This is a genomic window from Kribbella sp. HUAS MG21 (assembly GCF_040254265.1).
In the GTDB taxonomy this organism is placed as follows: domain Bacteria; phylum Actinomycetota; class Actinomycetes; order Propionibacteriales; family Kribbellaceae; genus Kribbella.
On the sequence record NZ_CP158165.1, the window covers coordinates 7400231 to 7425220 of the forward strand.

At 70.9% G+C, this 24990-nt stretch carries 27 protein-coding genes; 13 read left to right on the top strand and 14 right to left on the bottom strand.

Annotated features, from left to right (window positions below; genetic code table 11):
- Positions 1-60 precede the first annotated feature (60 nt).
- Complete coding sequence (gene dut, locus ABN611_RS35755; RefSeq protein ID WP_350276720.1) at positions 61-513, bottom strand: dUTP diphosphatase; 453 nt, start codon at positions 511-513, stop codon at positions 61-63.
- A gap of 52 nt (positions 514-565) precedes the next feature.
- Between dut and ABN611_RS35760 the strand changes: the two genes are divergently transcribed.
- Together ABN611_RS35760 and ABN611_RS35765 are read left to right on the top strand one after the other, a co-directional pair.
- Complete coding sequence (locus ABN611_RS35760; RefSeq protein ID WP_350276721.1) at positions 566-1021, top strand: DUF3093 domain-containing protein; 456 nt, start codon at positions 566-568, stop codon at positions 1019-1021.
- Between the two features lie 32 nt (positions 1022-1053).
- A complete protein-coding gene (locus ABN611_RS35765) occupies positions 1054-1380 on the top strand; it encodes a DUF4235 domain-containing protein (protein WP_350276722.1) in 327 nt (108 codons plus the stop codon).
- Positions 1381-1465: 85 nt separating this feature from the next.
- On the opposite strand, the gene ABN611_RS35770 is transcribed toward ABN611_RS35765, so the two are convergent.
- The 3 genes from ABN611_RS35770 to ABN611_RS35780 form a co-directional block, all read right to left on the bottom strand.
- A complete protein-coding gene (locus tag ABN611_RS35770) occupies positions 1466-1765 on the bottom strand; it encodes a DUF4193 domain-containing protein (protein ID WP_130379292.1) in 300 nt (99 codons plus the stop codon).
- 294 nt (positions 1766-2059) lie between these two features.
- Complete coding sequence (locus tag ABN611_RS35775) at positions 2060-2860, bottom strand: inositol monophosphatase family protein (RefSeq protein WP_350276723.1); 801 nt, start codon at positions 2858-2860, stop codon at positions 2060-2062.
- Positions 2857-3924: a ferrochelatase gene (locus tag ABN611_RS35780; protein ID WP_350276724.1), complete on the bottom strand. Its 1068-nt coding sequence runs from the start codon at positions 3922-3924 to the stop codon at positions 2857-2859. Before ABN611_RS35780 ends, ABN611_RS35775 begins: the two co-directional genes overlap by 4 nt.
- Before the next feature lie 48 nt (positions 3925-3972).
- Here ABN611_RS35780 and ABN611_RS35785 point away from each other — a divergent pair, with 48 nt between their 5' ends.
- The 5 genes from ABN611_RS35785 to fdhD are packed head-to-tail and all read left to right on the top strand — an operon-like array spanning position 3973 to position 7752.
- The gene (locus ABN611_RS35785) at positions 3973-5172 is read left to right on the top strand and encodes an MFS transporter (protein ID WP_350276725.1); all 1200 of its coding nucleotides are present in this window, start codon (positions 3973-3975) and stop codon (positions 5170-5172) included.
- 40 nt (positions 5173-5212) lie between these two features.
- Positions 5213-5923 (top strand): MerR family transcriptional regulator, encoded by a 711-nt coding sequence (locus ABN611_RS35790; RefSeq protein ID WP_350276726.1) that lies wholly within the window; start codon positions 5213-5215, stop codon positions 5921-5923.
- Between the two features lie 18 nt (positions 5924-5941).
- On the top strand, positions 5942-6751 hold the full coding sequence (locus ABN611_RS35795; RefSeq protein WP_350276727.1) for a phosphotransferase: 810 nt from the start codon (positions 5942-5944) through the stop codon (positions 6749-6751).
- Positions 6752-6775: 24 nt separating this feature from the next.
- Positions 6776-6922, top strand: a complete 147-nt coding sequence (locus tag ABN611_RS35800) for a hypothetical protein (RefSeq protein ID WP_350276728.1) — start codon at positions 6776-6778, stop codon at positions 6920-6922.
- Positions 6919-7752, top strand: coding sequence for a formate dehydrogenase accessory sulfurtransferase FdhD (gene fdhD / locus ABN611_RS35805; protein WP_350276729.1), 834 nt, complete (start codon positions 6919-6921; stop codon positions 7750-7752). The genes ABN611_RS35800 and fdhD overlap by 4 nt, the downstream gene beginning before the upstream one ends.
- Here the strand turns inward: fdhD and ABN611_RS35810 are convergent.
- A complete protein-coding gene (locus tag ABN611_RS35810; protein ID WP_350276730.1) occupies positions 7736-10501 on the bottom strand; it encodes an AAA family ATPase in 2766 nt (921 codons plus the stop codon). The two genes, fdhD and ABN611_RS35810, sit on opposite strands and share 17 nt — an antisense overlap.
- Complete coding sequence (locus tag ABN611_RS35815; protein ID WP_350276731.1) at positions 10498-11625, bottom strand: metallophosphoesterase; 1128 nt, start codon at positions 11623-11625, stop codon at positions 10498-10500. The genes ABN611_RS35810 and ABN611_RS35815 overlap by 4 nt, the downstream gene beginning before the upstream one ends.
- 161 nt (positions 11626-11786) lie before the next feature.
- Here ABN611_RS35815 and ABN611_RS35820 point away from each other — a divergent pair, with 161 nt between their 5' ends.
- A complete protein-coding gene (locus tag ABN611_RS35820) occupies positions 11787-12338 on the top strand; it encodes a GNAT family N-acetyltransferase (protein WP_350276732.1) in 552 nt (183 codons plus the stop codon).
- Positions 12331-12825 carry an HAD family acid phosphatase gene (locus ABN611_RS35825; RefSeq protein WP_350276733.1) on the top strand — a complete coding sequence of 165 codons (495 nt, stop codon included), beginning with the start codon at positions 12331-12333 and terminating at the stop codon, positions 12823-12825. Before ABN611_RS35820 ends, ABN611_RS35825 begins: the two co-directional genes overlap by 8 nt.
- A 15-nt stretch (positions 12826-12840) precedes the next feature.
- On the opposite strand, the gene ABN611_RS35830 is transcribed toward ABN611_RS35825, so the two are convergent.
- Genes ABN611_RS35830 through ABN611_RS35850 form a run of 5 tightly spaced genes read right to left on the bottom strand, consistent with a single transcriptional unit; the run spans position 12841 to position 18424 of the window.
- Entirely contained in the window at positions 12841-14526 is a 1686-nt protein-coding gene (locus tag ABN611_RS35830; RefSeq protein ID WP_350276734.1) for an ABC transporter substrate-binding protein, read from the bottom strand.
- A complete protein-coding gene (locus tag ABN611_RS35835; protein ID WP_350276735.1) occupies positions 14523-15509 on the bottom strand; it encodes an ABC transporter ATP-binding protein in 987 nt (328 codons plus the stop codon). Before ABN611_RS35835 ends, ABN611_RS35830 begins: the two co-directional genes overlap by 4 nt.
- On the bottom strand, positions 15506-16504 hold the full coding sequence (locus ABN611_RS35840; RefSeq protein WP_350276736.1) for an ABC transporter ATP-binding protein: 999 nt from the start codon (positions 16502-16504) through the stop codon (positions 15506-15508). The genes ABN611_RS35835 and ABN611_RS35840 overlap by 4 nt, the downstream gene beginning before the upstream one ends.
- Entirely contained in the window at positions 16497-17495 is a 999-nt protein-coding gene (locus ABN611_RS35845) for an ABC transporter permease (RefSeq protein WP_350276737.1), read from the bottom strand. Before ABN611_RS35845 ends, ABN611_RS35840 begins: the two co-directional genes overlap by 8 nt.
- Positions 17495-18424 carry an ABC transporter permease gene (locus ABN611_RS35850; protein WP_350276738.1) on the bottom strand — a complete coding sequence of 310 codons (930 nt, stop codon included), beginning with the start codon at positions 18422-18424 and terminating at the stop codon, positions 17495-17497. The genes ABN611_RS35845 and ABN611_RS35850 overlap by 1 nt, the downstream gene beginning before the upstream one ends.
- Positions 18425-18567: 143 nt before the next feature.
- Here ABN611_RS35850 and ABN611_RS35855 point away from each other — a divergent pair, with 143 nt between their 5' ends.
- Positions 18568-19419 carry an alpha/beta hydrolase gene (locus ABN611_RS35855; RefSeq protein ID WP_350276739.1) on the top strand — a complete coding sequence of 284 codons (852 nt, stop codon included), beginning with the start codon at positions 18568-18570 and terminating at the stop codon, positions 19417-19419.
- Positions 19419-20111: a nucleotidyltransferase domain-containing protein gene (locus tag ABN611_RS35860; RefSeq protein ID WP_350276740.1), complete on the top strand. Its 693-nt coding sequence runs from the start codon at positions 19419-19421 to the stop codon at positions 20109-20111. Before ABN611_RS35855 ends, ABN611_RS35860 begins: the two co-directional genes overlap by 1 nt.
- Here the strand turns inward: ABN611_RS35860 and ABN611_RS35865 are convergent.
- From ABN611_RS35865 to ABN611_RS35875, 3 genes are read right to left on the bottom strand one after another with little or no spacing between them, the layout of a single operon-like run.
- On the bottom strand, positions 20108-20728 hold the full coding sequence (locus ABN611_RS35865) for a hypothetical protein (RefSeq protein WP_350276741.1): 621 nt from the start codon (positions 20726-20728) through the stop codon (positions 20108-20110). The genes ABN611_RS35860 and ABN611_RS35865 overlap by 4 nt on opposite strands.
- Before the next feature lie 35 nt (positions 20729-20763).
- Positions 20764-21420: a hypothetical protein gene (locus ABN611_RS35870; protein ID WP_350276742.1), complete on the bottom strand. Its 657-nt coding sequence runs from the start codon at positions 21418-21420 to the stop codon at positions 20764-20766.
- Positions 21417-21890: a sigma-70 family RNA polymerase sigma factor gene (locus ABN611_RS35875; RefSeq protein ID WP_350276743.1), complete on the bottom strand. Its 474-nt coding sequence runs from the start codon at positions 21888-21890 to the stop codon at positions 21417-21419. The genes ABN611_RS35870 and ABN611_RS35875 overlap by 4 nt, the downstream gene beginning before the upstream one ends.
- Positions 21891-22064: 174 nt before the next feature.
- On the opposite strand from ABN611_RS35875, the gene ABN611_RS35880 reads away from it, so the two are divergent.
- Together ABN611_RS35880 and ABN611_RS35885 are read left to right on the top strand one after the other, a co-directional pair.
- Positions 22065-23576, top strand: coding sequence for a TldD/PmbA family protein (locus ABN611_RS35880; protein WP_350276744.1), 1512 nt, complete (start codon positions 22065-22067; stop codon positions 23574-23576).
- The gene (locus ABN611_RS35885; protein WP_350276745.1) at positions 23573-24979 is read left to right on the top strand and encodes a metallopeptidase TldD-related protein; all 1407 of its coding nucleotides are present in this window, start codon (positions 23573-23575) and stop codon (positions 24977-24979) included. The genes ABN611_RS35880 and ABN611_RS35885 overlap by 4 nt, the downstream gene beginning before the upstream one ends.
- Positions 24980-24990 lie beyond the last annotated feature (11 nt).

The window sequence follows — 24990 nt, forward strand, 5'->3', positions numbered from 1 at the left end:
GTCCGCACTTGATACAGCGCCGTAGTCTCGCGCATCCGGCAGGTCACCCGGTGCACCTGCTCAGCGTGTCACATCCCCGAAACCACCCGTCGACCCGTGTCCTCCGTCACCCCGAGCGGAGCCCGGCAGCGCGGCCACCTCGACGAACCGGGCCTTCTCCACCTGCTGGATGACGAGCTGCGCGATCCGGTCGCCGCGACGCACGGTCACCTCGGCGTGCGGGTCGAGGTTGATCAGGCACACCTTGATCTCCCCGCGGTACCCGGCATCCACGGTGCCCGGCGCGTTGACGATCGACACCCCGTGCTTCGCGGCCAGGCCGGAGCGCGGGTGCACGAACGCGGCGTACCCGTCCTGCAGGGCGATCGCGATCCCGGTGCCGACCAGGCCGCGCTCCCCCGGCTTCAGCGTCAGGTCGGCGGCCGCCACCAGATCGGCGCCGGCGTCGCCGGGATGCGCGTACGCCGGAAGCGGCAGGTCGGGGTCGAGTCGCTGGATCAGTACCTCGGTCACGAGAGGCGACCCTATCGAGCGCCCCGGACGCCGCACGTGCCAGGCTGGGTCCGTGGGCAAGTATCGCGAGAGTCTGTGGGTCCCGGTGTCGTGGTGGATCATCGCCGCCGCCGCGGTCGCCACGCTGTTCGTCATCGTCGCCGTCCCGGCCGGAACGATCGCCGGCGTCGTCGTCGGCGGGCTCGCCGCGGTGCTGCTGCTGGCGTTGTTCGTGCGGTACGGCGGTGCGCGCGTCGAGGTCGACGACACGCGGTTCAAGGCCGGCCGCGCCGAGATCGACCGGGCGTACCTCGGCAGCGTCGAGGCGCTGACCGGCGACGCCGCACGCAACGCCTTCGGACGCGACTGCGACCCGAAGGCGTACCTCGTCCTGCGCAGCTACCTGCGCGGCGCCGTACGGGTGCAGATCACCGACCCCGACGACCCGGCGCCGTACTGGGTGGTCGCCACGCGGCACCCCGATCGATTGGCTGCGGCCCTCAGCGGGCACAGCGTGGGAAGATCCTGACTGTCTGTCAGGAGTCGCGTTAGGAGGGCGCAGTGGTCGGAGCGAAGATCGGCTGGAAGCTGGTGCAGGCCGCGTTCACGCTGGTGGTCGGCCTGGCCGCGAGCAAGGCGGTCAGCACGGCCTGGAAACTCGGACGCGGCGGGAAGCCGCCGAAGGACGGCGAGGGCGGGTACGTCGAGGTGGTCGCGTGGGCGGCCGCCAGCGGTGCGGCCGCCGCGGTGGCGAAGTTGTTCGCCGAGCGCCAGGCGGCGGCGTACTACCTGAAGTCCACCGGCCACGCACCGCCGGGCTGGACGCAGGACGCGACCCAGCGCCTCGTCAAGGGCACCGACACCGGACTGGTGAAGAAGCCCGACTGAGCGAGGCGGACATGCAGCAGCGGGACCGTTGCCACCGAAGTGGAACGGTCCCGCTGCTACATTTCTACGAAGTAGGGCGCCGGCGTCAGGCCGCGCAGTCGCGGCAGATCAGCTGCCCGTTCTTCGTCTCGGCGAGCTGGCTGCGGTGGTGAACCAGGAAGCAGCTCGAACAGGTGAACTCGTCGGCCTGGCGCGGGAGGACCCGGACCGCCAGCTCCTCGTGACTCAGGTCCGCGCCGGGCAGCTCGAAGCTCTCCGCGGCCTCGGCCTCGTCCTCGTCGACCTTGCCGGAGTTCTTGTCGTGACGGCGAGTCTTGAGCTCCTCGATCGACTCCTCGGAAGCGTCCTCGTCCGTCTTGCGCGGGGCGTCGTAATCAGTCGCCATGGTGTTTCCCTGCCCTCTTCGTACCCGTGGTGTTGCCTGCTGAGCCCTGAACGGGTGGAGCGGCCGAGAAATTCCGCGTCGGAGCACCGCGCCGAACTTTCGTCCCCCGAAACCCTTGACAGCCAGGCCGGGACCGGCAATCACCGTTCCCGAGGACGGGATTGTGCCCTATAAAGGTCCGCAATGCACGACTGGGTCCATGGTGTGGCCAGCGTGTCGCGACAAATGTCAGTACCGAACACCAGAATGCTCATGAGTGCGCGATACTGCGCAGAAACGCGCACTCAACGGCAGCTACGCGCGCAACGGGTCCGCCGCGGCCAGCAGGTCGTGGAACGGCTCGAACAAGGCCGGAGTCGCCGCGATCGACATCTCCGGCGACACCGGCGCCCCGTGCAGGCCGCCGACCCGGGCCCCGGCCTCGGCCGCGATCAGCGCGCCGGCGCCGTAGTCCCACGGGTTCAGGCCGCGCTCGAAGACCGCGTCCAGCCGGCCGCACGCCACGTAGCACAGGTCGATCGCGCCGACCCCGATCCGGCGGATGTCGCGGACCTTGGTGATCAGCTGCTGGATCACCTCGGCCTGCACCTGCCGGCGCACCGGGTCGTACCCGAACCCGGTCCCGACCAGCGCCTGGCTCAGCTCGGTCGCGCCCGACACCTGGATCGGCTTGCCGTCGGCGAACGCGCCACCACCCAGCGTGGCGGTGAACACCTCCCCCTTCGGCGCGTCCACCACCACGCCGGCGACCGTCTCCCCGCCGTACTCGACCGCGATCGAGACGGCGTACGTCGGGAGGTCGTAGAGGTAGTTGACGGTGCCGTCGATCGGGTCGACGACCCAGCGCACCCCGCTGGTGCCGACGACGTCGTTGCCCTCCTCGCCGAGGAACGAGTCGTCCGGCCGCGCCTGCAGCACCCGCGCCCGGATCAGCTCCTCGGACTCGCGGTCGACCGCGGTGACGACGTCGGTGAGGGTGCTCTTGGTGTCGGCGACCGTGATCGTGCCGCGGCGGCGTTCGACGATCAGGTGCGCCGCCTCCTCCGCCACCTCCACAGCCAGCTTCAGGAGGTCCTGCGGGTTCTCGGAGCTCATACGGCTTCCTTCGGAGTCGGTCGGCGGAGCGGCGGGCAGCAGTCGTGGCGGCAGTCGTCCCAGGCCGGGCCGAGCTTGCCGACGCAGGGCCGGTCGGGCTGCTCGCCGCGCTCGGCGGCGGCCCGCTCGACCACCAGGTCGCGGAGCATCGTGACGAACTTCGCATCGGTGCCCGGCGTCGCGGCGCGCGCCATCGGCAGCCCGAGCTTCTCGGCGGTCTTGGCCGCCTCGGTGTCGAGGTCGTAGATGACCTCCATGTGGTCGCTCACGAACCCGATCGGTACGACGGCCACGCCGGGCACACCGTCCGCGGCCAGCACCTCGAGGTGGTCGTTGACGTCCGGCTCCAGCCACGGCACCTGCGGCGGGCCGGACCGCGAGCAGTACACGAGGTCGGTCCGCCGGGTCTGTCCGGTACGGCGCTCGAGCTCCGCGGTGATCGAGGCGGCGACGTCCAGGTGCCAGTCGACGTACCCGTTGCCGTCCGGGCCGCTGGTGGCGTTCATCGCGGTCGGGATCGAGTGCGTCACGTAGGCGATCGCGGAGCCGTCCGGGAGCTTGCGCAGCGCCTCGGCGGTCGACTCGACGAACGAGCCGACGAAACCCGGGTGGTTCGCGTAGTGCCGGAGCTTGTCGATCCGCGGCGCGTCCGGGATCTCGCGGGCGGCGTCCTCGAGGTTCTCGCGGTACTGCCGGCAGCCGGAGTACGACGGGTACGCGGACGTGACGATCACCACGGCCCGACGGACGCCGTCGGCGGCCATCTCGCGCATCGTGTCGGTGAGGTACGGCGCCCAGTTGCGGTTGCCCCAGTAGATCGGCAGGTCCAGGCCGATCTCGTCGAACGACTCGCGCAGCGCCTTCAGCAGCGCGCGGTTCTGGTCGTTGATCGGGCTCCGGCCGCCGAACGAGTAGTAGTGCTCGCCGACCTCCCGGAGCCGCTCGTCCGGGATCCCGCGGCCGCGGGTCACGTTCTGCAGGAACGGCAGTACGTCATCGGGCTTCTCGGGGCCACCGAAGGAGAGCAGGAGCACAGCGTCGTACGGAGGTGCGGCAGGCGACATATTCCAAGCTTCTCAGACGGCCATGCCCTAAGCTGCTCCCGGTCTCTCATGCTCAAGCCTTACGTCCACCTCATGCGCCGGCCCGGCGCCGGCGCCTTCTTCAGCGCCGGCATCCTCGGGCGGATGCCGATTTCCATGATCGGCCTCGGCATCGTCATCCTGATCGCCCAGGAGAGCGGCTCGTACGGTCTGGCCGGCGCGGTCTCCGGCGTCGCCGTCATCGCCGGTGCGCTGACCGGCCCGGTCCAGGGCCGACTGGTCGACCGGTTCGGCCAGCGGTCGTTGATCCTGATCGGCTCGGTGGTCTGCACGCTGGCGCTGGCCGCGCTGCTGCTCGCGGTGCGTGCCGACGCGGCGCACTGGGTCCTGTACGTGCTGTCGTTCATTGCCGGAGGCACCCGTCCCCAGGTCGGCTCGTTCGTCCGGGCACGCTGGACGCATCTGCTCGGCCGCGGGCGGGCGCTGCAGACCGCGTTCGCGCTGGAGGCCGTCGGCGACGAGGTGGTCTTCATCGTCGGACCCGTCCTCGCCACGGCGCTCGCCACCGAGGTCAGTCCGTACGCCGGACTCGCCGCGGCCGGCGTACTGGGTCTGGCCGGTGGGGTCTGGCTGGCGCTGCTGCGCGCCTCCGATCCGCCGGGGCGCGGCAAGTCGGACGGCAAAGAACAGGCGCCGCTCCCCTGGCTGTCGATCATGCTGCTCAGCCTGATCGGTCTCGGGCTCGGCGCGACACTGGGCGGCGCCGAGGTGATCACGGTCGCGTTCACGACCGAGAAGGGCCAGGCCGGGCTGGCGGGTGTCGTGCTGGCGGTGTGGGCGTTCGGCAGCCTGCTCGCCGGGCTCTGGTACGGGTCGGTGCACTGGCGGGCTCCGGTCGAGCGCCGGCTGCTGATCGGGACGATCGCGCTCGCGATCACGCTGGCGCCGCTCCCCTGGGTCGACAGCGTCTGGCTGCTCGGCGTCGTGCTGTTCTGCTGCGGCATGACGATCGCCCCGACGATGGTCGCGGTCACCGCCTGCGTCGAGGAGTGGGTGCCGCCGGAGCGGCTGACCGAGGCGATCACCTGGACCGTCACCGGCATCCTGCTCGGCGTCGCCCCGGGCAACGCGGCCGCCGGCCACGCGGTCGACCTCTGGGGCCCGTCGGACGCCTACTGGGTCCCCTTCGGCGTCGGCATCGCCTGCGCGATCGTCGCCGCCATCTCGATCACCTTCGCCCGTCCGAAGGAGCGGTTCGCGCACAACTAGGCTTGCAGCTCCAGTTAGGGGAGATGTGAGGGTCGTGGGCATGGACCACTCGATCGGTGAAGTGGCGCGGCTTGCCGGGGTTTCGGTGAAGACCGTGCGGTACTACTCCGATCTCGGGCTGCTGGCGGTACGGCGTACCGCGGCCGGCCATCGGCGGTACGACGACGCGGCCGTCGCGCGGCTGCGTCTGATCCGGACGCTGCGCACTCTCGGCCTGGATCTGCCGACGATCCACGACGTACTGCGCGACGAGCGCACGCTCGCCGAGGTCGCGGCGACCCACGCCGACGTCCTGGCGATCCAGCTGCGCACGCTGCGACGCCAGCACGCCCTGCTCACGGTCCTCGCCCGCAACCCCGAACTGGAGGACCTGCACCTCATGACCGAACAGACCGAACAAGAACGCCAAGCATTGATCGCCGACTTCCTGAGTACGACGCTCGGCGACACCAACCCCGCGTTCCGCCAGAACATCACCCCGATCCTGCCCGACGACGCTGCCCCCGACCAGGTCGAGGCCTGGCTGGAGTTGACCACCCTGCTGTCCTCCGAGGACTTCCGTACGTCGGTACGCCGCCTAGTAGCCGGCTACCACGCGCTCGCCGGGCCCGACCCGCTACGGCCCGACCCGGAACTGCGCGACCGGCTCGTCGAACTCCGTCGTACCGAGGGCGGACCGCGGTGGCAGCGCTACCTCAAACTGGTTGCCGTGATCAACGGCTGGGCGCCGCCGTCCCAACTGGCCGGCTGACTCTCCTATCGTTGGCGCATGAGCCGCGCCCCGGACGTCGACTACTCGGCCACCTCCGCCCGCCCGGAGTGGAATGCGCTCCCGTCGGCTCTGCACGAGGCGCTCGCCGACGCGCTCGGCACCCGGGTCGCGTCGGTCGCGCGGCCAGTCAGCTCAGGCTTCACGGGCGGCTTCGCAGCGCGGGCCGAGCTCGGCGACGGCCGCCGGGTCTTCATCAAGGCGGCTCCGCGCGGCCTGCACGCCTACGACGCGTACCAGCGCGAGGCCGAGGTCGTCCCGCAGCTGCCCGGCGCCGTCCGCGCGCCCGCGATCGTCACGACCGCCCGCGTCGACGACTGGTTCGCGGTCGTCTCGGAGTGGATCGACGGCCGGATGCCGGGCACTCCGTGGACGGAGGAGGACTTCACGCGGGCGACCGCGGCCTGCGAGGCGATGGCCGAGGCGCTGAGACCGAGCCCTCTTGCTGGGCTGAAGCCGTTCGTCCAGCTGATCGGCGAGGACATGAAGGTCCCGGCGCAGATCCTCGCGGGTGAGCGGCAACTGCCGACGCGGCTGCAGGAGTGGGTGCCGCGCATCCTTCCGGAGCTCGCGGAGCTGGTGACCCTGGCGCCGGAAGCCCTCACCGGCGACACCGCGACGCATTCCGACCTGCGCCCGGACAACCTCCTGATCGACACCGCCGGCGTCTGCTGGACCGTCGACTGGAACTGGCTGACCCTCGGGCCCCGCTGGGTCGACTGGGTAGGGCTGCTGCCGATGGCTCAGCACCACGGCATCGACACCTTCACCGCGATCACCCGCAACCCGCTCACCGCCGACGTGCCGTAGGACCACCTGGACTGCCTCGTCGCCGTGGTCGCCGCGTACATGCTGAAGAACCCGGACGCCCCGCCGCCCGAGGGCTGCACCCCCGCGCTGCGCGAGCACCAGCGGCTCTACGCGTGGACCTTCCTCGAGTGGCTCGCAGTACGGCGGGACTGGCCTACCGTGGGGGTATGACCAAGGCTCCCACCAGCAGGTTCAAGGTCGAGGTGCTCGACGGCGACCGGACGTCGCGGCGCGAGGACGTCGTCAGCACCGAGGAGCCGCTGGAGCTGCGGCTCGAATGGCCGGGCCGCCCGCCCGAGCCGCTGGTCGTCACGATGCGCACCCCTGGGTCCGACTTCGAGCTGGCCGCCGGGTTCTGTCTCGGCGAGGGCTTCGCCGTGCGCCCCGACGCGATCCACACCGTTGCCTACTGCACCGACATCGCCCTGACCGAGGCGCAGCAGTTCAACACCGTCACGGTCAGCCTCGACGGCCCGCCCGACCGTGAACCGCCCCAGCGGTACGGCGTCACCTCCGCCGCCTGCGGGGTATGCGGCCAGCAGAGCCTCGACGAGCTCGCGGCCCGCGCGTACGACCCGGTGGATCCGGTCGAGGTCCCGCTCGACGTCGTACGCCGGCTGCCCGACCTGCTCCGCGACGCGCAGCCGATGTTCAGCCGGACCGGGGGCCTGCACGCCGCGGGCCTGTTCGCCGCCGACGGCCGCAAGGTCGTCGTGAAGGAGGACATCGGGCGCCACAACGCGGTCGACAAGGTCGTCGGCTGGACGCTGCTGCACCAGCACAGCCGCAAGGGTCTCGTCCTCGCGGTCAGCGGCCGGGCCGGGTACGAGATCGTCCAGAAGGCGGTCGCCGCCGGCGTCGGCATGGTCGTCGCGGTCGGCGCCCCGTCGAGCCTGGCCGTCGACCTGGCCCGCGAGTTCGGCGTGACGCTCGCCGGGTTCGCCCGCGGCGAGCGCTGCGTCGTCTACTCCGCGCCGGAGCGCATCACCCGTCCAGCGTGATGAACGTGGCCTTCGGCACGTACTCGTAGCGGTCCGGCATGCAGGTCAGGATGATCACCTGGCCGTGGTCGCCCGCCCGCCCGAGCAGCGCGCCCATGTCGCGCAGCCGGGCCTTGTCGGACCAGCCGAGCGCGTCGTCGAAGATCACCGGCACACTGCCCTCGCCGGTGCTGACCAGGTGGCTGATCGCCAGCCGGGTGATGATCGCGAGCTGCTCCTGGGCGCCGGTCGACAGCGCCTCGACCCGCAGCCGCGCACCGTCCAGCTCCCGCTCGGCGACCGCGAGGTCGTCGTCCAGCCAGACCCGGAACGACGGCCCGTAGACACTGCGTCCGAGCGCCTCGATCCGGCTCTGCAGCGGTTCGGAGTACTTCGTCTGCGCCTCGGCGCGATGCCTGCTCAGCGTCTCGTGCACCCGCCGCGCCGCCTCGGCCCGACGCTGCAGGCTCTCGTGCTCCGCGCGTACCGCGGCCAGCTCCAGCTCGGCCACATCCCGCCGGGTCGCGAGGCCGTCCCGGCCGGACTGCTCCAGCCGGCCTTCCGTCGTACGCAACGCGTCCCGCAACCGGTCGCGCTCGTCCTGCAGCCGCTTCGCCACTGCCAACGCATGCGCGAGCTCGTCCGCGACCCGGTCCGCGCCGGCCGCATCGGCCTGCTCCTGGACGGCGGTCAGCTCCTCGAGCACTGCCTCGACCTCGGTCATGGCCTCAGCTTCCGCCGCACCGACCGCGTCGTCGTCGAGCACGGACCGCGCCGCCTCCAGCGACTCGACAGCCGCGGCCAGCCGTTCGCCCGCGAGCTCCGACCGGGCCCGCGCGTTCTGCGCCTCCGACCGGTCCTCGTCGGCCGCCTTCCGCGCCTGCGCGACCGCGAACTCGGCGTCCGCCAGCAACCGCTCGACCTCGGCGAGTGCGTCCCGCGCGGAGTCCAGCGCCCGCTGGGCACCCGTGAGGTCGTCCGGCTCGGGCTCCGGTTCCTCGAAGTCGTCGAACAGCGTGTCGTGCGGCGACGCGAACTCCGCGAACAACGACATCTGCCCCGGCACACCCTCGACCGCCGGCTGTTTCCCGCCGCGCTCGTCAGCCGCATCGTCCGCAGTGGCATCTTCGACCCCGAGCCGCGCGGTGAGGACGGCGATCCGCTCCCCCGGGTCGCCGCCGGCTGTCAGCGATTTCTCGGTCCGGCGGGCCTCGTTCAGCTCGGCGAGCGCGGTGTCCGCCTTGCGCAGCAGCTCCCGCGCCGCGGCGACGTCCTTCACACCCGCCTTCTTCAGCAGGTCCTTCTCCCGCCGTACGGCGTCGTCCACCCGGGACCGCAGCGTCGCAGCCTCCCCGCCGGCCCGGACCGTCACCTCGACCTGCCCCGGTACGCCGACCACCAGCTCGCCGGACACCAGCACCTCGGTCGACTCGTCGAAGCCCAGATCCGGCGGCACGTTGCCTTCCAGACCGGTCCCGGACAGCTCGACGGGCTCGGCGCCGAGGCGCCGTACGGTCACCTCGGGTACGCCGGCCGCGAGCGCGGCGCGCGCCTCGACGACTGCAGCGCGCGCGTCCTCCAGCGCCGCGACCATCGCGTCGTCGACCTTGATCCGGTCCAGGACCGTGCCGGCCGCGGCGATCCGCGCCCGCACCTCGACCAGCTCCGTCTGCTGCCCGATCAGCCGGTCCAGTTCGGCGCGGTCCATCAGGTCGGACACCCGGCGCTCGGCCGCCTGGACCTCGGTACGCCGTACGTCCTTGAGCTCGACGACCTCCGCGAGCGCGGCCTCGGCGGCCTGCACGGTCTCGGCCGCGGTCTTGGCGACCAGCTCCGCGTCGGCACGCCGGGCGGCGAGCTCGGCCTCGGTCTTCGTGAACCGCTCGACCTCGTCGAGCAGGCGCTCGCGCTCCAGCCGGGTGCGGGTGTGGTTCTCCAGGCGGGCCCGCGCGGTCTCCGCGCGGGAGCGGACCGAGTCGCGCCGCAGCAGGATCTCGTCGGTCGCCTGCTTGCGCTCGCGCAGCTCCTCGACACCGGTGAGGTGCTCGGCGAGGCGGCCCGACACGTCCTCGAGATCGAGGGTCAGCCGCTCGGCGCGGCGGATGTCGGACTGCACCTCCTCCATCGCCTGCAACGCCTGCTGGAAGGACAGCTCGGCCGCGGCGACGGCCTTCCCGGAGCGGGCGAAGTCGCCGGTCGGCTTGCCGCGCGGGGTCCAGTACCGCAGGTACTCGTGCTCGACGGCCGTCACCAGCGGCATCGAGGCGCCGTCGACCGGCGTGCCGGACTCGGCCGTGACCGCGGTGATCAACGGCTCCGCGTCGGCCGGTGTTGGCAGCACCAACGACTGGCCCTGGCTGACCATCAAGGTCTGCCAGAGCACCGGGTCGACGTGCTCGTGGAACAACCGCTCGGCCTCGTTGTGCGCCTCGCGGCCGGTCCAGGACTGCCGGCGGCCGTCGGGCTCGACGACCGTCAGCTCGGTGGAGCGGTTCTTCAGCCAGCGCTTGGCGTACGTCAGCTCGCGGCCGCCGAGGCTCAGCTCGACGGTGACCTCCGGCCCGACGTCCTGGCCGACCGGCTGGATGTCGCGGATCCGGGTCGACTTCGAGTCGTCCGGCAGGTCGAAGATCAGCCCGAACGCCTCGACCAGGCTGGACTTCCCGACCTCGTTGTCGCCGACCACCACGGTCGTCCCGAGCGCGCGGAACCGAACAGTACGGTCCCTGACGCCACGGAAGTCCCGTAGCGCCAAGCTGTGCAGCCTCATCCCGCGTCCCGCGCCAATCGGTGCATCAGGGAGAGCGCGGCCCCGGCGCCCTCGTCGCCGCCGGCCAGCGCCTGCCGCAGCTCCTCCATCGCGGCCCGCGCCGGGCCGCTCAGCTGCAGCGACTCCAGGTCCGCCGCGTCCGGAGCCGGCCGCACGGTCCAGAATTTCGCCCAGCGCTCGACACTCGCGAAGACCTCGCCCTGCGCGTCGATCATCGAGTCCAGCCGGGCCAGCAGCGGCAGCGACAGCGAGCCGTCACCGGCGAGCCGGACGTACGTCCGCTCCTTGTCCGGCAGCTCCGCGAACCAGTCCTCGAGCGCGGTGATCGACTCCTCGTCGAACAGCTCCACGCGGTGGTCGACCATGTGCCAGGCGCCGACCCGCACCGGCTCGACCTCGATGCTGTCGCCGCCGATCGTCACCTTCAGGACATTCCCGGGAGCGTCCTCCTCCGGCGAGGTGACCTCCTGCGTCCCGGAGAACCAGATCCGGTCCGTCACCCGGGTCGTCGAGTGGCGGTCGCCGAGGCCGACGTACTGCAGCCGGCCGTCCGCGACGGCGGCCTCGAGCGCCGCCTGGTCGATCGTCGGTACGTCGGACATGCCGCCGGACAGGCTGGTGAGCTGACCGTGCGCGAGCAGGATCCGGGTAGTGCCCGGGTCCGGCTCGAGGTCGGCGTACCCAGGAGCGGCCGGGTCGGACAGCGGGCGGCGCGAACGCCACGGCGCACCGACGAGCTCGACCCCCGGCAGGATCCGGAAAGGCGTCGTTTCGGTCAGCACCGTCACGTGCTCCGGCGCGTGCGCCAGCCACTGGCTCGACGTCCACAGCGATCCCGGCTCGAGCGCGTCGTGGTTGCCCGGCAGCAGCACGACCGGAACCGGGATCCGCTTGAGCGCCTCGCAGGCGCGCAGGATCGTCTGCCGCTCGACCTGGTTGTGCTCGAACACGTCCCCGGTGACGACCACGAACGCCGCCCCGGTGCGCTCCGCGACCTCGCCGATCCGCGCGACAGCATCCAGCCGCGCCTGACCCCAGCGGGCCTGGCCGTCCGGCCCCAGGAACCGGCGCATCATCCCCAGCTGCCAGTCCGAGCTGTGCAGAAACGTGATCGACTCGTCCATCGCGAAGAGAACGCTAACCCGGCCCGCCGACAACCACGCAACCCAACACCCCCAAACCCGCACACCGCCCACACTCCGGACGCGACCTTGAGCACCCATCAACCATTTCGCGGGCCGGGAAATGGTTGGTGGGTGCTCAAGGACGGTGAGAGAGTCCAGGCGTGGATGCGTATCTGGAGACGGAGCGGCTGCGGTTGCGGCGGTTCACCGGCGACGACCTCGAGCTACTCGCGGCGCTGGACTCGGATCCCGAGGTGATGCGGTTCCTGACGGGACAGCCGACGTCGCGGGACGAGGTCGGGAGTGTCGTGTTGCCGCGGATCCTCGAGGGGTACGCCGCGCATCCGCAGCTCGGGACGTTCAAGGCCGAGGCGCCGGAGGGGTTCATCGGGTGGTTCGGGCTGCAGCCGACCGCGGAGCCGCGGACCGTGGACGTCGGCTACCGGCTGAACCGCGCCGCCTGGGGCAAGGGGTACGCGACCGAGGGCACGCGCGCGTTGATCGCGAAGGCGTTCACAGAGCTCGGTATGGAGCGCGTCGTGGCGGACACGATGGCGGTCAACCACCGCTCGCGGGACGTGATGCGGCGGTCGGGCCTGCGCTTCGAGAAGCTGTGGCACGAGCACTTCGACGATCCGCTGCCCGGCACCGAGTTCGGCGAGGTGCTGTACGCACTCGACCGCGCGACCTGGGAAGCTGATGCGCATGAGTGACGAGCGCCCGTACGCCGTACTGGACATCGACGCGACCTTGTCGGACACCAGCCGGCGGATCCACTTCATCGAGAAGAAGCCGAAGGACTGGGACTCGTTCTTCGCGCACGCCAAGGACGACGCCGTACTCGACGAAGGGCTGGCCGTCGCGACCACGCTGGCGGCCGACCACGTGATCGTCTACCTGACCGGGCGCCCGGAGCGGATCCGCCGCGACACCGAGAAGTGGCTGCGGGACAACGGCTTCCCGGACGGCAAGGTGTACATGCGCGGCAACACCGACCGGCGGCCGTCGATGCTGATGAAACTCGGCCGGCTCAAGCGGCTCGCCGAGCAGCGGCCGATCGCGGTGCTGGTCGACGACGACGTCAAGGTGATCGCCGCCGCCAAGAAGGCCGGCTACCCGGTGCTGAGGGCCGACTGGGGACTCGACGCCGAGACCCAGCCGACCCTCTTCGAAGCCCAGGAGTCCGAAGGACGTACCTGAGGACTACTTGCTCAGCTACTTGCTCAGTCCGACGATCAGCTGGTTCGGGTACGGCGGGTACGCCGACAGGTAGAAGTTCTGCACCTTCGACCCGTGCAGGAACGCGTTCCGCGCGTACAGCAGCGGCACGATCGGCGCGTCTTCCATGATCTGCTTGTCGACCGCGCCCCACATCCCGGCCGCCTTGGCCCGGTCCGGCTCGGCGGTCGCCGCGGCGATCGCGGAGTCGACGGCCGGGTTCGAGTAGCGGGAGATGTTGTACCCGCCGTTGCCGGCCTCCGAGGACGCGAACAGCGGCTGGATGTTCCCGAGCGCGCTCGGGAAGTCCGGCAGCCAGCTGGACACGGTCAGGTCGAAGTCAGGCTTGTTACCGGTCGTCAGATCGACCAGGGCCTCGTTCTCCAGCGGCTTGATGGTGACGTTGATCCCGGCGCGCTTCAACCCCTGCTGGACTGCCTGCGCCACGCCCAGACCCATCACGTTGCTCGAGGAGTTGTCCGCGGCCAGCACCAGGTTGAGATTGCTGACCCCGGCCGCCTGCAGCATCTGCTTGGCCTTGTCGGGGTCACCGGCCGGCGGTGCCTCGTACAGGTCGTACTTGGCGTAGCCGTCGATGCCCGGCGTGATCAGCGTCGACGCGATCTCGCCGCCGTACTCCGCGCCACCCTGCGCGACCTGCACAGCCTGCTTGTCGACGGCGTACTCGATCGCCTTGCGGACGGCGGGATTGGCGAGCGCGGGCCGCTTCGTGTTCATCGCCAGGTACGCCAGCGCGCCGGAGGGCGACGTGGCGACGCGGGCCTTGACCGCCGGGTTGCCGTTGACCGTCGGGATCAGCGCGGCCGGGACCGAAACGCCGGTGGTGGCGGCGAACTTGTCGTCGCCGGCGTCGGCGATCAGCCGCTGGTTCACGACGTCGGGCTGCAGCCCCATGTTCAGCACGATCGCGTCCGGCAGGCCGGTGCGGGCCGGGTCGGTCGACTTGTCCCAGTTCGGGTTCCGCTCCAGCTCGAGCTTCGAGCCCGGCGTGTACGACTTCACCTGGTACGGGCCGCTCGCGGCCGGCTTCTCGCCGTAGTGCGCCGGGTCGGTGTCGGCCTTCTTCGGCACCGGGGAGAACGCCGGCATGCTGACGATCCACGGCCAGTCGCCGTACGGCTTGTTCAGCTTGAAGACCACCGTGGACTCGTCCGGGGTCTCGATCGACGCCAGCTGGCCGCCCGTGTACGGGCCGGTGTACTTCTCGCCGCCGACCAGCAGCGACTTGTGGTAGCCGAGGCCGCCGGACAGCTCGGGCGCGAACGAGCGCTCGATGCCGTACTTGATGTCGGCGGCGACGATCGGCGAACCGTCGGCGTACTTGAGTCCCGGCTTCAGCTTGTACGTCCAGGTCTTGCCGCCGTCGCTCACCTGGCCGGTGTCGGTGGCCAGGTCCGGCACCAGCTCGGCCGCCTTCCCCTGCTCCGTCTTCCACGACGTCAGGCCGCGCAGCACCAGGTGGATCGAGCTGATCCCCAGGTTCTGGCTCTTGGCCGGGTCGAGGCTGATCTCCTTGCTGGTGGTGAGGATGTGCCAGGTGCCGCCCTGCTCCGCGGCCGCGGTGCCACCGCCTCCTGGCGCGGACCTGTCGTTGGCGTTGCAGGCAGCCGCCGCCAGCGCGAGCACGGTCGCTACGGCGACCGCGCGGGTAATGCGTCTCATGATGTCCTCTCGGAGTTGGGGGGCTCAGGGCAATAGCAGGCGGCACGGTGCTCCGTATTCCCGTGGACGGGTTCCAGCACCGGTCGTTCGGTCGCGCACACGTCCTCGGCCTTGTAACAGCGGGTCCGGAACGGGCACCCGGACGGCGGGTCGATCGGGGTCGGTACGTCGCCGCTCAACACGATCCGCTCCCGCACCGCGCCCGGCTCGGGCACCGGTACGGCGGACAGCAGCGCCTTCGTGTACGGATGCGCCGGCGCCTCGTAGACCTGCGCGGCGGGCCCTTCCTCGACGATCGTGCCGAGGTACATCACGGCGATCCGGTCGGCGACCTGGCGTACGACGGCGAGGTCGTGCGCGACCAGCACGTACGACAGGCCGAGCTCGTCGCGCAGATCGGCCAGCAGGTTCAGCACCTGGGCCTGCACGGACACGTCGAGCGCGGACACCGGCTCGTCGCAGACCAGCAGCTCGGGCTTCACGGACAGCGCCCGGGCGATGCCGATCCGCTGCCGCTGGCCGCCGGAGAACTCGTGCGGGTACCGCTCGAGGTGCTGTTCGGCGAGCCCGACCTGCTCCAGCAGTTCGATCAGCTGCGCCCGGGTCGGGCGGATCCCCTGCGCGCGGAACGGCGTACTGAGGATCGTCGCCACCGACTGCCGCGGGTTCAGCGAGGCCTGCGGGTCCTGGAAGACCATCTGGATCTGCCGGCGGATCGGGCGCAGCCGGCGGCCTTTGATCTTCGTGACGTCCTTGCCGCCGATCTCCACCCGGCCCTGCGTCGGGTCGAGCAGCCGGGTCGCGAGCCGGGCGAGCGTGGACTTGCCGGAGCCGGACTCGCCGACCAGGCCGAGGGTCTCGCCCTTGCGGACGACGAGGTCGACGCCGTCGACCGCGCGGACGGCCTGCGCCTGTCGCCACGGGACGCCGCGCAGCCCGAAGTACTTGCGAACCTCCTTGAGATGCAGGAGTTCCTCGGTCATTCGACCACCTCCGGCCGCCGGCCCAGATGGCACGCGGCTTCGTGATCGCCCTCACCGGGACGCGGCGTCAGCTCGGGACGCTCGGTGACGCAGCGCTCCCCCACCAGGTGCGTGTACGCACACCGCGGCTGGAACGGGCAGCCGGTCGTGATCGCCCCCGGCGCCGGCGGGCTGCCCGGGATCGTGGTCAGCCGCGGTTTCGGCGGTACGTCGACCCGTGGCATCGCTCCGAGCAGCCCGAGGCTGTACGGGTGCGCCGCCCGGAAGAACAGGTCGCGGACCGTGCCGCGCTCGGCGGCGCGTCCGGCGTACATGACGAGAACGTCGTCGGCGACCTCGGCGACCACGCCGAGGTCGTGCGAGATCAGCACCAGCGCGGTCCCGAACTCCTCCTGGACGTCGTCCAGCAGGCGCATGATCTGCGCCTGCACGGTGACGTCGAGTGCGGTCGTCGGCTCGTCCGCGATCAGCACTCTGGGGTCGTTCACCAGAGCCATGGCAATCACGACCCGCTGCCGCATTCCCCCGGAGAACTCGTGCGGGTAGCTGTCCGCGCGGCGCGCGGCGTCCGGGATGCCGACCTTGTCGAGCATCTCGACGGCCCGCCGGCGCGCGACCTTCTTCGAGACGTCGTGGTGCAGCCGGTAGGCCTCGGCGACCTGCCAGCCGACCGAGTAGTACGGGTTCAGCGCGGACAGCGCGTCCTGGAACACCATGGCGATGTCGTTGCCGCGGATCTTGCGCAGTTCGTCGTTCGGCAGGCCGACCAGCTCGCGGCCGTCCAGCAGCACTTCGCCGCTGACGTCGGCGTTCGACGGCAGCAGGCCCAGCACCGCGGCCGAGCTGACGCTCTTGCCGGAGCCGGACTCGCCGACGATCGCGAGGGTCTCCCCCGGCGCGACCGCGAAGTCGATCCCGTCGACGGCCGGCACCAGGCCGCCCTCGGTGCTGAACGTGACGTGCAGGTCGTGGACCTCCAGCACCGGGTCAGCCATGGCTCACCCTCGGGTCGAGCACACCGTGCACTATGTCCACCACCAGGTTCGCGAGAATGATCAGGAACGCCGAGAACAACGTGACGCCGACGACCACGGCCACGTCGAGCTGACCGACCGCGCTGATCAGCAGGTCGCCGAGCCCTTGCATGCTGAAGACCTTCTCGGTCAGGATCGCGCCGCCGAGCAGGCTGCCGAGGTCGAGACCGAACAGCGTGATCACCGGCACCAGCACGCCACGCAGGCCGTGCGTCAGGACCACCCGTGCTTCGCCCGCGCCCTTGGCCCGGGCGGTGGTGATGTGGTCGAGGTTCAGCTCCTCGAGCATCTGCGACCGGGTCAGCCGGATGTACGACGCCGCTTGCAGCACCGCGAGCACGATCCAGGGGGTGACCAGGTGCCACGCCCAGTCGACCGGGCTCTCGGTGAGCGGGACGTAGCCGTTGACCGGGACCATGTTCAGCCAGAACCCGAACACCAGGATCGCGAGCAGGCCGAGCAGGAACGACGGCGTCGAGACGCCGAGCAGCGCGACGCCGACCGACAGCCGGTCGAGGACGCGGCCGCGGTTGAGCGCGGCGATCACGCCCAGCGAGACGCCGATCAGCAGCCACAGGACGGCGGCGCCGAGCGCGATCGAGGCGGTGATCGGCAGCCGGTCCACGATCAAGGTGGTGACCGGGCGCGCCAGCGGGAACGAGTACCCGAAGCACGGGGTTTGGCAGTTCACCGCCGCGGCGCCTTCGCCGAACGTCCTGCCGGCGAAGATTCCCTTCAGGAAGTTCAGGTACTGCTGCAGGGTGCTCTGGTCGAGCTGCATGAAGTGCCGCGCCTGCTCCAGGCGGTCCGGCGTACACGGCTTGCCGCACGCCAGATGGGCCGGATCGGCCGGGATCGCGTAGAAGACCAGGTAGACCGCGAGGCTGAGGGCGAGCATCACCAGCAGCGTCGCGAACAGCCGCCGGGCGACGAACCAGACGAGATCGGGCATCAGTTCGTCCTCCGCAGCCGGACGTCGAACGCGTCCCGGACACCGTCGCCGAGCAACGTGAAGCCGAGCACGGCGAGGAACAGCATCGCGCCCGGGAACAGCAGGAACCACGGGTCCGCGCCGGTGTACACCCAGGCGATCGAGTCGGAGATCGAGCGACCGAGACTCGGTGTCGGCGGCGGCACACCGACCCCCAGGAAGGACAGTGCCGCCTCCGCGCCGACGTACCCGGGAATGGCCAGCGTGGCGATCACCAGGACCGGGCCGAGCAGGTTCGGGAGCAGCTCACGGGTGATGATCATCCAGCCGGTCGAGCCGACGCTGCGCGCGGCCTCGACGAACTCCCGGGTGACCAGCGAGCGGGCCTGGTTGCGGATCAGCCGGGCCAGTCCCGCCCAGCCGAAGATGCTGAGCACGCCGATCAGCAGCAGGGTGCGGGACACCTGGCTCGGGACAATGATGCCGAGGGCAATCATGAAGACGAGCTGCGGGAAGCCGAACAGGAAGTCCAGCAGCCGGGACACGACCGCGTCGTACCAGCCGCCGAAGTACGCCGCGCTGATGCCGAGCAGGGTGCCGATCACGGTGGTGACGACGGTGACCGTGATCGCGATGACGAGCGAGGTCCGCAGGCCGAGCACGACGATCGAGAACAGGTCCCGCCCGGTCAGCGGTTCGACGCCGAACCAGTGCTCGCCGCTGATCCCGCCGACCGCGCCCCGCGGCGCGTTGCCGCGCGCCGGGTCGAGCAGGTCGATGTGGTACGTCGTCGCGTCCTGGCCGGCCAGCCTGACCAGCAGCGGCGCGGCGGCGGCGATCACGATCAGCAGCACGACCAGGACCACGCCGACCCGCGCACTGCGGTCACGCCGCATCCGGCGCATCGCTTGCCGGGTGGGCGACACGGTCCCGGCGACCGAGGAAGTCACAAGCGCTCCTGACGGGTTGAATTCGCAGCCGACAAAACCTAGGCCGCATCCTTCCACCACGCCGGTCACATCTCGAATCCCGAGAATGTCTGGTTGTTAACTGTGGATTCGGGTAGCCCTTGCCGGGTGGTTACGCTCCGCAGATGGATCAGGTGCTGCGGATCGGCGACCGGATGCTGGTGTACGCCGTGTACGGCACGCCGGACGGCGTACCGGTGATGTCGTTCGGAGGGACGCCGAGCACGCGGTGGAAGCGGCCCGAGGTGGTCGCGACCATCGAGGAGTCCGGCGTCCGGATGGTGATGCCGGACCGGCCCGGGTACGGCGGCTCGACCCGGCAACCCGGCCGGACCGTGGCCTCGGTCGCCGACGATGCCGGCGCGGTGGCCGATGCCCAGGGATGGGAACGATTCGCGGTCACCGGCGGTTCGGGCGGCGGACCGCACGCACTGGCCTGCGCGGCACTACTGCCCGACCGGGTGACTCGTTGCGCGGTCACTGCGAGCAACGCGCCGTCGATCGTCGACGGACCCGAGCCGACCGAGGAAGAGGAACAGGCCGACCCCCGCCGCAACCGCACCTCGTGGCGGGCGGTCCACGGTGACCTCCGGCCAGGGCTCGAAGAGACCGCACGGTCGATCATGGCCGCCGTCGAGGCGGGCGGGCCGGAGTTCCCACCGGATCCCGGCTCCCCACCGGGACCACCGGCTCGCGAAGACCCGGAGGCGATGGCGCGGCTGGCCGCCACGTTCGTCACCAGCCACGACGGCTGGATCGACGACCACATCGCGTTCGCGAACCCGTGGGGCTTCGAGCTCGGCGAGATCCGCGTGCCGGTCAGCCTCTGGCACGGGTCGCACGACGAGCGCGCGGGCAAGTACGCCGACCACCTGGCCGCCGCGATCCCGCACGCCGAACGCAAGTACTACGTCGGCGGCCACATCCCGCCGGTAAATGCGTACCGCGAACTCCTGCGCTGGTTGACACTGTCCTGATGGATCTCGCGCGCCAACTCGTTCAGGAACTGTATCCGGAGGCCCGGGCCGCATGGCTCGGCGGAAGCGTGGTGCGTGGGGACGCGGGGCCGACGTCCGACCTGGACATCACCATGTTGCTGGACGGCCCGCCGGCGCCGCGGCGGAAGTCGCTGGAGTACGGCGGCTGGCCGGTCGAGCTGTTCGTGCACACCGACAAGTCGCTGCGGTACTTCGCCGACAAGGACCAGGCCCGCCGCCAGCCGACGATGATGCGGCTGGTCGGCGAGTCCGTCGTACTGGTGGACACCGACGGGTCTGGTGCGCGCCTGCAGCAGGAGTTCGTTGCAGAGGTGGCCGCCGGTCCCAAGCCGCTGACGGACGAGGAGGTGCAGCTGCTGCGCTACACGATCACCGACCTGCTGGAGGACCTGGCTGGTGCGGCTGCTGACGTGCGGTTGGCGATCACCTCAGTGCTGTGGCAGGAGGCGGCCCGGCTGCTGCTCACAGGTTCCGGCCACTGGTCCGGCACCGGCAAGGGCCTGCTGCGCGAGTTGACGGCGTACGACGTTGCTCACGGCACCGACCACGCGACGGCCTTGCTGGACGGCGTCCGCGCGCCGGACGACCGCATCGTGTCGGCGGTGGACCGCATCCTGGACGCACACGGCGGCCGGCTGTTCGCGGGCTTCGAACTGGCTGCGAGCCTCTAGTCGATCAGCTCCCAGCGGCGCTTCGGGAAGAGCCGGAGGGCGACGACGGCGAGGCCTGCGCCGAGTAGTACGCCGGGGATGATCCAGCGCCAGCCGGTGAAGACACTGGTCGACTGGACCTGCGCTACGGGGGCAGGCGCCGGCTCGGGCTCCGGGGTGCTCTCGGGCGCGGTGTAGCCCTCGCCGATAGCCGGTCCGCCTTGGAAGTCGCCGCTGAGCAGCTTCAGGTCGGACAGCAGCCGGACCAGCTTGACGGGGTCGGTGGCGCGGTGCCAGGTGGGCTTGGTCGGTTCGTCCCCCACGATGATCTCCGTGAGGATCCACGGCCCACCGGGGGCGTCCGGATAGATGATGTCGATCCGCCACACGGACATGTCGTGGATGAGCCAGGTGGCGCGGACGAAGCGGCCGCTGCGGTGGTCACCCTCAAGCTCGCGCTTGTTGGGCTCAGTCAGCGTGCGGAGGGCCTCGTACCGCGGGTCGTCGTAGCCGAAGGCGGTGACGTTCGGCGGTGCGCTGAGGACGACGCTGGTCGGGCCGCCCGCCGAAGCGGGGGCTGTCGAGAGCGCGGTGAGGGCGAGGAGTGCGGCGACGAGGGCGAGAGTGCGGCGGATCATGGCTGCTCCTTTCACAGGTGGTACACCGCTCGCGCTCAGAAGGTTCCAGCCGCCAGCTCCACGGCGCGCGCCTTGTCGGCTCCTTCGAGCCGGTACGTGACACCGGCGCGCTCCCACACCAGGGTCGGACCAGCGATCCGTACGACGCGTTCGTCGACCAGCACCAGCTCGTGCGGCGTACTGAACCAGAAGCCGTCGATCTCGGGGACGCGCTCCAGCCGGTCGTAGTACTTCTTGACGTACAGCGGCGAGATGCCCGACTGGAACTGCTCCAGCCGTAGCCCGTCCCAGCTGGCCGCCACGAACCCACGGGACGCCTGCATGCCGCTTGGTGCACCGAGTGCCGCCGGCAGCCTGGGTGTGAAGCCGGCGACGCGCGCAGCCTCCTCCACGGACAGGCGGCCGCTCACTGTCGGAGGCGGTGGCGCAGCACTCGGACCCTCGCCCACTGGTTGCGCCTGCACTCCCCCGATCTGTAGCCACTCCGCAACCGTCGCACGCACCGGAGGCGTCAGCGCGGCACCCGCAACCAGGACCAGGAAGCCGGCGACGAACGCCCGCCACCTGTCCCGCAGCCGCTTCCGCACGGGAAGGCCGGCCACCCGACTCAGCACAGCCGCGGTCAGGTCGCCATCCACCGGAGGTACGACGGCAGAACGCCCGACGGCCCGCAGCTCGTCCTCGAGGCTCATCGCTGCACCTCCTTGTCGGGCAGTGTGTCGCGCAGTCGCCCCAGTGCGCGATGCAGGCGGGACTTGACCGTCCCGCGCGGCCAGCCGAGGACTACTGCCGTCTCCTGCTCGTCCAGGTCCAGCAGGTACCGACAGGTCACCACCAGCCGCATCGGCTCCGGCAGGGCCCGTACAGCGGCGAGCAACTCGGTCCGGCGCTCCAGCGACACCGCTTCGTCCGCAGGGTCCAGTACGACGTCCAGCGGCGCCGCCTGCTGCTCCCGCTGCGTCCGGCGTCCCCGTGCGCGTACGGCGTTCCGGGTCTCGTTGGCCACGATCCGCAGCAGCCAGGGGCGGAACGCGGCGCCCTCCCGGAACCCGCCCAGTCCCCGGTAGGCCTTCACGAAGGCGTCCTGGACGACGTCGTCCGCGTCCGCACCGGCGCCCAGGAACACCGCGGTCCGCTTCGCCACCGGGGCATGCCTGGTCACCAGCTCGCCGTACGCGGCCGTCTCACCGCCGCGGACCCGAGCCAGTACGTCGGCCTCGTCGCCCTCGCTGATCCTCGCCCTCCGTCAGCTGTCCGGCTGTCAACTTCTGGTCATGTCACTACACCGTCACTACACCGCCGGGGAATGTCGGGTTCCGTGTATAGGGTCGGTTTCGTGCCTGACATCGACGCGAGCTTTCTCGCCCTCCCCCGGCAGGAGCTGGCCGCGGCCGCCCTGCAGCGTGCCCGCGACCTCGGGGCCGCCTTCGCCGAGTTCCGGCTGGAGCGGATCCGGTCGGAGTCCATCTCCCTGCGTGACAGTGTGCTGGAGAGCGCGAAGGACGACGAGGACCTCGGCCTCGCCGTGCGCGTCATCCACGACGGCACCTGGGGCTTCGCGGCCGGTGTCGCGCTCACCGTCGACGAGGCGGTCGGCCTCGCCGAGCAGGCGGTGCACATGGCGCAGGTATCTCGCCCGATCAACGCCGAGACGATCGAGCTCGCCGACGAGCCGGTGTACGACGACGTCACCTGGATCTCGGCGTACGAGATCGACCCGTTCACGGTCCCGCGGGCCGAGAAGGTGGCGCTGCTGACCGACTACAGCGACCGGCTGCTCAAGGCCGAGGGGGTCGCGCACGTCAGCGTCCACGTCGCCACGATCCACGAGTGCAAGTACTACGCGAACACCGCCGGCACGTCGTACACGCAGCAACGGGTCCGGATCGGTCCGGAGATCACCGCGCACGCCGTCGCCGGGGACCGGTTCGACTCGATGACGTCCACCGCGCCGCCCGCGGGCCGCGGCTGGGAGTACATGACCGGCACCGGCTGGGACTGGGACGACGAGCTCGCCCGCATCCCGGGCTGGCTGGCCGAGAAGCTGGCCGCCCCGAGCGTCGAGGCGGGGACGTACGACCTGGTCATCGACCCGTCCAACCTGTGGCTCACCATCCACGAGTCGATCGGCCACGCCACCGAGCTCGACCGCGCGCTGGGCTACGAGGCGAACTACGCCGGCACCAGCTTCGCCACGCTCGACCAGCTCGGCACGCTGAAGTACGGCTCGCCGATCATGCACGTCACCGGCGACCGCACCGCGGAGCACGGCCTGTCCACCGTCGGGTACGACGACGAGGGCGTGGCCGGCCAGCAGTGGGACCTGGTGAAGGACGGGATCCTGGTCGGGTACCAGGTGGACCGCCGGATGGCGAAGAAGAACGAGGACGTGCTCGGCACGCCGCGCTCCAACGGGTGCGCGTACGCCGACTCGTCCGGCCACATCCCCATCCAGCGGATGGCCAACGTCTCGCTGCAGCCCGACCCGGACGGCCCGTCCACGGAGGAGCTGATCGGCCGGGTCGCGAACGGGATCTACATCGTCGGCGACAAGTCCTGGTCGATCGACATGCAGCGGTACAACTTCCAGTTCACCGGCCAGCGGTTCTACAAGATCACCGACGGCAAGCTCGACGGCCAGCTCCGCGACGTCGCCTACCAGGCCACGACCACCGACTTCTGGGGCTCGATGGAGGCCGTCGGCGGCCCGCAGACGTACGTCCTCGGCGGCGCGCTGAACTGCGGCAAGGCCGAGCCCGGGCAGAGCGGCGCGGTCAGCCACGGCTGCCCGTCCGCGCTGTTCCGCGGAGTCCGCATTCTCAACACCACTCAGGAGGCCGGCCGGTGACCGCCGTACAGCTCACCCCGCAGGACACCGTCGAGCGCGGCCTCGCGCTGGCCGCGGCCGAGGGCGCCGACGGCTGCGTCGTCCTGGTCGCGGAGACCTCCAGCACCAACCTGCGTTGGGCCAACAACACCCTGACCACCAACGGCGCGATGCGCGGGTCGAGCGTGACCGTGATCGCCACGGTCGGCGCCGGCGAGGGTACGGCGGCCGGTGTCGTCGGACGCTCGTCGGTCACCGAGGACTCGCTGCGCGAGATCGTCGCCGCCGCGGTCGCGACCGCGCGCGCGTCCGCGCCCGCCGAGGACGCCCGGCCGCTCGTCGACGGCACGACGGGCGCCGACTGGGACCTCGAACCGGAACTGACCTCGGTCGCCGTCTACGAGAAGTTCGCGCCGTCGCTCGGCGAGTCGCTGCGCCAGGCCACGGACGAGAAGCGCCGGCTCTACGGGTTCGCCAACCACGAGGTCGCGACGCTGTACGTCGGCTCGTCGACGGGCCTTCGGCTCCGGCAGGCGCTGCCCCGCGGGTACGTGTCGTCGACCGGCAAGAACGCCGACCTCAGCCACTCGGCCTGGGTCGGTACGGCGACCCGCGACTTCACCGACGTCGACCCGCTCGCGCTCGACACCGAGCTCACCCGGCGGCTCGGCTGGGCGTCCCGGACGGTGTCGGTCGACGCCGGGCGGCACCCGACCGTGCTCCCGCCGGCCGCGGTCGCGGACCTGATGACGTACCTCTTCTGGCAGCTCGACGGCCGGGACGCGTTCGAGGGTCAGACCGTGTTCTCGAAGACCGGCGGCGGCACCCGGATCGGCGACACCTTGTCGTCCCAGCCGGTGAACCTGCACTCCGACCCGGCGCTCGCGGGGCTCGAGGCGTTCGCGTTCGCGGTCGCGCGGTCGTCCGGCGGCTCGTCGAGCGTCTTCGACAACGGGCTCCAGCTCGCCGCGACGGACTGGATCCGCGGCGGCAGGCTCGAGCACCTGATGACGAGCCGGTACACCGCGGACCTGATCGGCGTACCGACCGCGACCCCCGACATCGAGAACTACGTGCTCTCGGTCGACGGCGCGACCGGTTCGACCGACGACTTGGTGGCTGGCCTCGACCACGGCCTGCTGCTGACCTGCCTGTGGTACATCCGGGTCGTCGACCCGCAGACGCTGCTGCTCACGGGACTGACCCGCGATGGGGTCTACCTGGTCGAGAACGGCGAGGTCACCGGGGCGGTCAACAACTTCCGCTTCAACGAGAGCCCGGTCGACCTGCTGGCCCGGTTCACCGCGGCCGGCGCGACCGTTCCGTCGTACTCCCGGGAGTGGGGCGACTACTTCTCCCGGACGGCGACGCCGCCGCTGCTGATTCCGGACTACAACATGTCGAGCGTCAGCCAGGCCAGCTGACGTCACCGAAC

Excerpts from the sequence above, each read along its gene's own strand:
- ABN611_RS35770 (WP_130379292.1), bottom strand. The coding sequence starts at position 1,765 with ATGGCGACTGATTACGACGCCCCGCGCAAGACGGACGAGGACGCTTCC.
- ABN611_RS35780 (WP_350276724.1), bottom strand. The coding sequence starts at position 3,924 with ATGTCGCCTGCCGCACCTCCGTACGACGCTGTGCTCCTGCTCTCCTTC.
- ABN611_RS35860 (WP_350276740.1), top strand. The coding sequence starts at position 19,419 with ATGGATCTCGCGCGCCAACTCGTTCAGGAACTGTATCCGGAGGCCCGG.
- ABN611_RS35870 (WP_350276742.1), bottom strand. The coding sequence starts at position 21,420 with ATGAGCCTCGAGGACGAGCTGCGGGCCGTCGGGCGTTCTGCCGTCGTA.
- ABN611_RS35790 (WP_350276726.1), top strand. The coding sequence starts at position 5,213 with ATGGACCACTCGATCGGTGAAGTGGCGCGGCTTGCCGGGGTTTCGGTG.
- ABN611_RS35785 (WP_350276725.1), top strand. The coding sequence starts at position 3,973 with ATGCTCAAGCCTTACGTCCACCTCATGCGCCGGCCCGGCGCCGGCGCC.
- ABN611_RS35830 (WP_350276734.1), bottom strand. The coding sequence starts at position 14,526 with ATGAGACGCATTACCCGCGCGGTCGCCGTAGCGACCGTGCTCGCGCTG.
- ABN611_RS35840 (WP_350276736.1), bottom strand. The coding sequence starts at position 16,504 with ATGGCTGACCCGGTGCTGGAGGTCCACGACCTGCACGTCACGTTCAGC.
- ABN611_RS35775 (WP_350276723.1), bottom strand. The coding sequence starts at position 2,860 with ATGAGCTCCGAGAACCCGCAGGACCTCCTGAAGCTGGCTGTGGAGGTG.
- ABN611_RS35810 (WP_350276730.1), bottom strand. The coding sequence starts at position 10,501 with ATGAGGCTGCACAGCTTGGCGCTACGGGACTTCCGTGGCGTCAGGGAC.
- ABN611_RS35865 (WP_350276741.1), bottom strand. The coding sequence starts at position 20,728 with ATGATCCGCCGCACTCTCGCCCTCGTCGCCGCACTCCTCGCCCTCACC.
- ABN611_RS35855 (WP_350276739.1), top strand. The coding sequence starts at position 18,568 with ATGGATCAGGTGCTGCGGATCGGCGACCGGATGCTGGTGTACGCCGTG.
- ABN611_RS35815 (WP_350276731.1), bottom strand. The coding sequence starts at position 11,625 with ATGGACGAGTCGATCACGTTTCTGCACAGCTCGGACTGGCAGCTGGGG.
- ABN611_RS35845 (WP_350276737.1), bottom strand. The coding sequence starts at position 17,495 with ATGCCCGATCTCGTCTGGTTCGTCGCCCGGCGGCTGTTCGCGACGCTG.
- ABN611_RS35795 (WP_350276727.1), top strand. The coding sequence starts at position 5,942 with ATGAGCCGCGCCCCGGACGTCGACTACTCGGCCACCTCCGCCCGCCCG.
- ABN611_RS35835 (WP_350276735.1), bottom strand. The coding sequence starts at position 15,509 with ATGACCGAGGAACTCCTGCATCTCAAGGAGGTTCGCAAGTACTTCGGG.
- fdhD (WP_350276729.1), top strand. The coding sequence starts at position 6,919 with ATGACCAAGGCTCCCACCAGCAGGTTCAAGGTCGAGGTGCTCGACGGC.
- ABN611_RS35825 (WP_350276733.1), top strand. The coding sequence starts at position 12,331 with ATGAGTGACGAGCGCCCGTACGCCGTACTGGACATCGACGCGACCTTG.